The sequence below is a fragment of the Streptomyces sp. NPDC056231 genome, assembly GCF_048270745.1.
In the GTDB taxonomy this organism is placed as follows: domain Bacteria; phylum Actinomycetota; class Actinomycetes; order Streptomycetales; family Streptomycetaceae; genus Streptomyces.
The window spans coordinates 33923-40286 of sequence record NZ_JBLVKW010000071.1; the positions used below are offsets into that span (position 1 = coordinate 33923).

The following is a 6364-nucleotide window of genomic DNA, read 5'->3' on the forward strand; positions in this document are numbered from 1 at the left end:
GCGCAGTCCGCGGCAGCGTACGTCCGGGCCGGATGGCCGGCGCTTCGGGTCTGCGCCGCTGTCATCGTGGCCGCCACCGCTCTCCACGTCTGTGTGCCGGACGCGTTCCGCGTCAACCGCCTCTGCTCCCGGCGCATATGCGCTGGTGCCAACACTCCTCCGCGGGTGAGGATGCCACCATGGACAACACGCATCTCACACACATCACCCCGGAAGGCGTCATGCCGGGAGTCGGGTACACCCACGTCGTCACCGGCTCCGGCCGGCTCGTCGCCGTCTCCGGGCAGGTGGCTCTCGACGCAAACGGCCACGTCGTGGGAGCGGGTGATGCCGCCGCGCAGGCACGGCAGGTGTTCGAGAACCTGCGTCGTTGCCTGGCGGCCGCCGGTGCGTCCTTCGACGACATCGTCAAGCTCACCTACTACGTGACCGACATCGCCCATCTGCCCGCCGTCCGCACGGTACGTGACGGGTACTTCCACCCCGAACGCCTGCCCGCAAGCTCCGCCGTCCAGGTCGCTGCGCTGTTCCGTCCCGAACTGCTGCTGGAAATCGAGGCCTTCGCTCTCGTCCCGGAGGCCACGCGGTAGCGGCGCCGGACCTCACCCGCCGGTTGAGGCGAGTGCGGCCAGCGGGTCGTCGAGGACGGGCTGCCAAGCCAGTTCCGCCGCGCCCACGAGGCTGTTGTGGTCGAGGGTGCAGGGCAGGATCGGCACGCTGCCGCTGCGCCCCCAGAGGCTGCGGTCGGCGACCACCGCGCGCAGTCGCTCCGGGTCTGCGTGGAGCAGCGCACGGTGCAGCCCGCCGAGGATGATGCGGTCCGGGTTGAGGATGTTGACCAGGCCGGCCAGGCCGAGGCCGAGACGGTCGATGAGCTCCTCGGCCGCGTTCCGTACCGCCGCGTCCTCGTACTCCGTACGCAGCAGGTCGCTCGCCTGCTTGAGCAGTGATTCCTCGGGGCCCGGTTCCCGGCGGGCGGCGGTCAGGAAGGCGAGCGGATCGGTTTCGACGTCGAGGCAGCCGCGCCCGCCGCAGTGGCAGGGACGCCCTTCCGGGTTCACCGTGAGGTGGCCGACCTCCAGGGCCAGACCCGAACTGCCTGCGTGCAGGCGGCCGTCGAGGACAAGGGCACCGCCGACACCACGGTGACCCGTGGCCACGCAGAGCAGGTGCTGGGCTCCGCGGCCGGCACCGTGCCGGTGTTCGGCGAGCGCGGCGAGGTTGACATCGTTGCCGGTGAACGCGGGGCCGGGAATGCCTGCTTCCCGTACGCACGTGGCGAAGATCTCGCGGACCGGGGCGCCTGCCGGCCAGGCGATGTGCAGCGGGTTGAGCGCGGTGCCCTCCGGTTCTGCCACGGCGGAGGGGACGGCAAGTCCCGCGCCGACGCAGCGCAGTCCGCTGTCACGCAGCAACCGGGCACATGCGTCGACGACTTCACCCACGACCTGCGCCGGGTCCGATGTGACGGTGACACAGCCGGGAGCGGTGGCGACGAGCCGCCCGCCGAGCCCGACCAGAGCGGCGCGGAACCCGTCGGCATGCACCTGCGCGGCGACGGCGACCGGACCGGACTCCCGCACGGCCAGCCGGTGCGAGGGGCGGCCCTGTGAGCCGGCCGCGGAACCGGGGCTGGAGTCGACGCGGATGAGGCCGAGCGCCGCCAGTTCCGCGGCGACCGCACCGGCGGTCGCGCGGGTGACGCCGAGCTCGGAGGTGAGCACGGCGCGGGTGGGCGCGCGTCCGGTGTGGACCAGCTCCAGCGCGGGTCCGAGCGCACTCCGGCCCCTCTCCAGCTTCGTCCGGGTGGTGGTCGCCTTGCCGTTCATGGGGCCGAGTCTCCCACGATCCGGAGCCGCTTCCGACGCACTGGTGGCGGACTTCTGCCGGTTTCCGGCCACCGAGGCCGCCCTGCGCCGCCGGGCCGGATGCCGCTGCCCGCTCCGTCGGGAGACCGTCTTGCGTCTGTTGTCCTTGCGCCCCTATGCTGAGTTTGTGCCGCAACTAAACAAACTGCGGACGGCCCTACCGGGGGGACCAAGCGGAGACACCGCCCCGCCCTCGTCGGCCCGCCTCCGTACCGCACTGACCGTGTTCTTCGCACTCGACGGTTTCCTCTTCGCCGGCTGGGTGGTCCGCATCCCGGCCATCAAGCACCAGACCGGCGCCTCCGCCTCCGCCCTCGGCCTCGCACTGCTCGGGGTCTCCGCCGGGGCGGTCATCACCATGATGCTTGCCGGCGGGCTCTGCCGACGGTTCGGCAGTCACCCCGTGACCGTGGTCTGCGGAGTGCTCCTTTCACTCGCCATCGCCCTGCCCGCGCAGACACATTCGGCGCTCGCGCTCGGTTCGGTGCTGTTGGTGTTCGGCGCGGCGTACGGTGCGATGAACGTGGCGCTGAACAGCGCCGCGGTCGATCTCGTCGCCGGTCTGCGGCGCCCCGTGATGCCCAGCTTCCACGCCGCGTTCAGCCTCGGCGGCATGCTCGGCGCCGGCCTCGGCGGACTGGTCGCCGGCGGGCTCTCCCCTGCCACCCATCTCTGCGTCCTCACCGGGGTCGGACTGCTCGTCACCGCCGCCGCCGGACCGACCCTGTTGCGGCACCGGGCGCCCCGAAGCGTATCTGTGGCCGACCGCACCGAGCAGCCTCGCCGGATGACCGGGCGCATCCGCAACGCGGTGCTGCTGTTCGGCGTGATCGCGCTCTGCACCGCGTACGGGGAAGGGGCACTGGCCGACTGGAGCGCGCTCCACCTGGAACAGGACCTGCATGCCCGCCCGGGCCTCGCTGCCGCCGGATACTCCCTGTTCGCCCTGGCCATGACCGCGGGCCGGCTCACCGGCACCGCGCTGCTGGAACGACTCGGGCAGACCCGCACGCTCGTCACAGGCGGCGCCACCGGTGCGGCCGGCATGCTCCTCGGCTCGCTCGCCCCGACCACGTGGCTCGCCCTGCTCGGATTCGCCGTCGCCGGCCTCGGGCTGGCCAACATCTTCCCCGTCGCGGTCGGCCGGGCCGGTGAGCTGGCCGGTCCGAGCGGAGTGGCCGTCGCGTCGACGATCGGCTACGGCGGGATGCTGCTGGGGCCGCCCGCGATCGGGTTTCTGGCCGACTGGCTCTCGCTGCCCGTCGCTCTGACGACGGTGGCTGTGCTTGCGGCCGCGGCGTCCGTGCTGGGCCATGCCGCTCGCCATGCGGCGACCAGCGCCTGATCGACCTACGCAGGTCTCACGTACTGATGCCCGATTGAGCAGGTGTACTCAGGCGGGTCCCGCTCCCCGGTCGCACCATGGAAGTGCCAACCGCCGACAGGGAGCAGACCATGAACAAGCCGGTCATGAACAAGCAGCACCTCCGCGCGCTCGCACGACTGACCTTCGGCAATCCCGCCTCGCTGATCTACCTCGGCGTGGTTCTGGCGACAGCGGTGTTCGTCGCCGTGGACACCGTGTTCGTCCCGCACGAGGACGCGTCGTTCGCGGGCGTGTGGCTGTTCCTGCTCGCGGCTCCGACGGTGTTCGTGTTCTTCGTCGGCAGCACGCTGTGGGGAGCGGACGCCGCCGGCCCGGCCTGGTTCGTCTATCTCGCCCTCGTCATGTCCGTCCTGGTGCAGGCGCTCGCCCTCGGCTGGTTCGTACGGCTGGTGCGCCGCGGCGGCCGGTCCCGTTCCGCCCGCCCCCAGGGCGTCTGAGCCGCTGTCACAATCTCCGCCGTGGAGAACACGGAGACGACGGGAATCGCCGACCACATCAGGTCGCTCACCGACGCGGGACATCTACTCGCCGCCGCAGCGGAACAGGCAGGGCCCGGCGCACCCCCGGCCCTTGGCCGTCAGCTCGACCCGGACGCCGCGGCGTCCTCGCTGCACATCCCGCGGCAGACGAGATCGTCCTTCTCCAGCCGCGCGACCCGGGGCGACAGTGCACTCCGGCTGAGATGAACCCGGGACGCCGGCTCCTGTACCCGACAGGCGGCGCCGCCGTCCTCCGACGCACCCTCCGCTCGCGGCGTCCTTGCCCGCGGCCCACCGCCCCTGTGACACTGCGGACATGGGTCGAAGAAGTCAGGAAGACCGGGACGCGATGACCGTCGAGATCGCCTTCGCCCTGGTCAGCGGCGCTGTTCTGGCCGCGGCCGCGTTCAGCGCCGTCGCGGCGCCCACCGTCTTCCTCGATCTGCCGCGCACGGCGGAGCGAGTGGTGCTGCTGAGCGGGGCCGTCGTCTCGGCCGTCGTCTTCGTGGCCCGTCTCGTCGATGTGCTGTGGGGATTCCCCCGCCGGGGGCACGATCGCCCGGTGGGACCGCTCCGCCCGCAGGCTCCGTCTCAGCCGAGCCAGCCGGGACGTACGAGGCCCGACTCATAGGCGAGTACGACCAGTTGCGCCCGATCGCGTGCGCCCAGCTTCACCATGGCACGGCTGACATGGGTCTTGGCGGTGAGCGGACTGACGACCAGCCGGCGGGCAATCTCCTCGTTGGACAGTCCGATGCCGACCAGTGCCATCACTTCCCTTTCCCGTTCGGTCAGTTCGCCCAGGCCGACTTCGGCCGCGGGCTCCTTGGAACGGGCCGCGAACTCGGCAATCAGGCGGCGCGTCACCCCCGGCGAAAGCAGGGCGTCACCGGCCACCACGGCCCGTACCGCCCGCAGAAGCTCCTCCGGTTCGGTGTCCTTGACCAGAAAACCGGAGGCGCCGGACCGGATCGCCTCGAAGACGTACTCGTCCAGCTCGAAGGTGGTGAGCATGACCACCTTGACATCGTTCAGCTCGGGGTCGCCGGTAATGGTGCGGGTCGCGACAAGACCGTCGAGACGCGGCATGCGGATGTCCATCAGCACGGTATCCGGGCGCAGTTCGCGCACCAGACGCACAGCTTCCGCCCCGTCGGCGGCCTCCCCCGCCACCTCGATGTCCGGCTGGGCGTCCAGCAGGGCGCGGAATCCTGCGCGTACCAGCAGCTGGTCATCGGCGAGCAGTACACGGATCACGCTCTCTCCTCCGTCGTGTCCTGCACAGTGTCCATGGACGTCGCAGAGTTCACGCTCGACGTCGGGTCCCTGTCCGAAGCCGAGTGCAGGGGAAGCTCGGCCCGCACCCGGAAGCCGCCGCCGGCCTGGGGTCCCGCCTCGATCGTGCCGCCCAGTGCTGCGGCCCGCTCCCGCATGCCGGCCAGCCCGTTGCCGCTGCCGCCCGCCTCGCTGCCGGTGACGGGACCGTCGTCGTCGATACGGAGCCGTACGCGGCCGGTCCCGTAACCGATCCGGACCCGTGCGGTGCGCGAGCCCGAATGCCGGACCACGTTCGTCAACGCCTCCTGCACTATCCGGAAGGCGGCCAGGTCCGTACCGGGCGGGACGGCGCCGCGTACGCCTTCGGTCTCCACCGTGACGGACAGTCCGGCGCTCGCCGCCTGGTCGACCAGTTCGGGCAGCCGGTCGAGCCCGGGGGCCGGGGCCCTGGGGGCGTCACCCGCAGTACGGAGCGTGTCGAGGACCTGACGGACCTCGCCGAGCGCCTCCTTGCTGGCCGCCTTGATCGTGGTGAGGGCGTTCCGGGCCTGCTCCGGGTCGGAGTCGAGGAGCGCGAGTCCGACGCCTGCCTGGACATTGATGACGGAGATGCTGTGGGCGAGCACGTCATGGAGCTCCCGGGCCATCCGGAGCCGCTCCTCGTCGGCCCGTCGCTTCTCGGCGGCCTCCCGTTGGACACGCTGGGCGGCCCACTGCTCGCGGCGTACGCGTACGAACTCCGCTGCCGCGATGATCGCCACCACCCAGGCAGCGACGCCCAGTTCCTGTCCCCAGGGCGCAGCCGAGTCGCCGCTCGGCGGCAGCCAGCGGTAGAGCCAGTGCGCCATCAGCAGGTGGCCCAGCCACGCCGTTCCCACGGCCGCCCAGGCCGCCCGCCGGTGCCCCGCGACAACCGCGCTGAAGCAGCCGACGGCGACCGCCAGGAAGACCGGGCCGTACGGATAGCCGGCGCCCAGATAGACCATGGCCGCGGCGGCACTGACGAAGACCACCAGGACGGGGTGGCGGTGGCGCAGCAGCAATACGGCGACGGCGATGAAGAGCAGCACCCTGGCGAAGAGGTCCAACGGGGCGCGCTCATCGAGCTGACCGCGCGCCGCGACGGACGTGCCGATCATGACAATCGCGCCGAGGAGGACGGTGGATGGCCAGGGCAGCCGGGCGGCGGACCGCTCGCGCATCTCCATCAGCCAGCGCGGCGGGCCGTCGTGTCCCCAGGGGCCCCGTGGGCCCCAGGACCCCCGGGGGCCCACGGGGGCAGCGTGCACCCAGGGACGCCGCTGCGGCGGGGCGCCCGGGGCATGTGGGGGGGCGGCCGGGCCCTGTTGGGG

General features: G+C 72.0%; 8 protein-coding genes. 5 read left to right on the top strand and 3 right to left on the bottom strand.

Features of this window, described 5'->3' with window-relative positions:
• Positions 1–179: 179 nt before the first annotated feature.
• Positions 180–590 (top strand): RidA family protein, encoded by a 411-nt coding sequence (locus tag ACNPQM_RS34900; RefSeq protein WP_418087117.1) that lies wholly within the window; start codon positions 180–182, stop codon positions 588–590.
• A 12-nt stretch (positions 591–602) separates the two neighbouring features.
• On the opposite strand, the gene ACNPQM_RS34905 is transcribed toward ACNPQM_RS34900, so the two are convergent.
• A complete protein-coding gene (locus ACNPQM_RS34905) occupies positions 603–1829 on the bottom strand; it encodes an ROK family protein (protein WP_366139182.1) in 1227 nt (408 codons plus the stop codon).
• A gap of 166 nt (positions 1830–1995) precedes the next feature.
• Here ACNPQM_RS34905 and ACNPQM_RS34910 point away from each other — a divergent pair, with 166 nt between their 5' ends.
• The 4 genes from ACNPQM_RS34910 to ACNPQM_RS34925 all read left to right on the top strand — a co-directional run bounded on the left by ACNPQM_RS34910 (position 1996) and on the right by ACNPQM_RS34925 (position 4365).
• Positions 1996–3213 carry an MFS transporter gene (locus ACNPQM_RS34910; RefSeq protein ID WP_418087118.1) on the top strand — a complete coding sequence of 406 codons (1218 nt, stop codon included), beginning with the start codon at positions 1996–1998 and terminating at the stop codon, positions 3211–3213.
• A gap of 110 nt (positions 3214–3323) precedes the next feature.
• Positions 3324–3692, top strand: a complete 369-nt coding sequence (locus ACNPQM_RS34915; protein ID WP_418087119.1) for an SCO4225 family membrane protein — start codon at positions 3324–3326, stop codon at positions 3690–3692.
• Positions 3693–3713: 21 nt separating this feature from the next.
• Complete coding sequence (locus ACNPQM_RS34920) at positions 3714–3941, top strand: hypothetical protein (protein ID WP_418087120.1); 228 nt, start codon at positions 3714–3716, stop codon at positions 3939–3941.
• A gap of 109 nt (positions 3942–4050) precedes the next feature.
• Positions 4051–4365 (top strand): DUF6332 family protein, encoded by a 315-nt coding sequence (locus ACNPQM_RS34925; RefSeq protein ID WP_358861170.1) that lies wholly within the window; start codon positions 4051–4053, stop codon positions 4363–4365.
• Here ACNPQM_RS34925 and ACNPQM_RS34930 read toward each other — a convergent pair.
• Positions 4326–4991: a response regulator transcription factor gene (locus ACNPQM_RS34930; RefSeq protein ID WP_358861169.1), complete on the bottom strand. Its 666-nt coding sequence runs from the start codon at positions 4989–4991 to the stop codon at positions 4326–4328. The two genes, ACNPQM_RS34925 and ACNPQM_RS34930, sit on opposite strands and share 40 nt — an antisense overlap.
• A complete protein-coding gene (locus tag ACNPQM_RS34935) occupies positions 4988–6220 on the bottom strand; it encodes a sensor histidine kinase (RefSeq protein ID WP_358861198.1) in 1233 nt (410 codons plus the stop codon). Before ACNPQM_RS34935 ends, ACNPQM_RS34930 begins: the two co-directional genes overlap by 4 nt.
• Positions 6221–6364 lie beyond the last annotated feature (144 nt).

Bases quoted from the DNA above. Each gene is read 5' to 3' on its own strand.
- ACNPQM_RS34900 (WP_418087117.1), top strand. From the start codon at position 180: ATGGACAACACGCATCTCACACACATCACCCCGGAAGGCGTCATGCCG.
- ACNPQM_RS34905 (WP_366139182.1), bottom strand. From the start codon at position 1,829: ATGAACGGCAAGGCGACCACCACCCGGACGAAGCTGGAGAGGGGCCGG.
- ACNPQM_RS34915 (WP_418087119.1), top strand. From the start codon at position 3,324: ATGAACAAGCCGGTCATGAACAAGCAGCACCTCCGCGCGCTCGCACGA.
- ACNPQM_RS34925 (WP_358861170.1), top strand. From the start codon at position 4,051: ATGGGTCGAAGAAGTCAGGAAGACCGGGACGCGATGACCGTCGAGATC.
- ACNPQM_RS34935 (WP_358861198.1), bottom strand. From the start codon at position 6,220: ATGGAGATGCGCGAGCGGTCCGCCGCCCGGCTGCCCTGGCCATCCACC.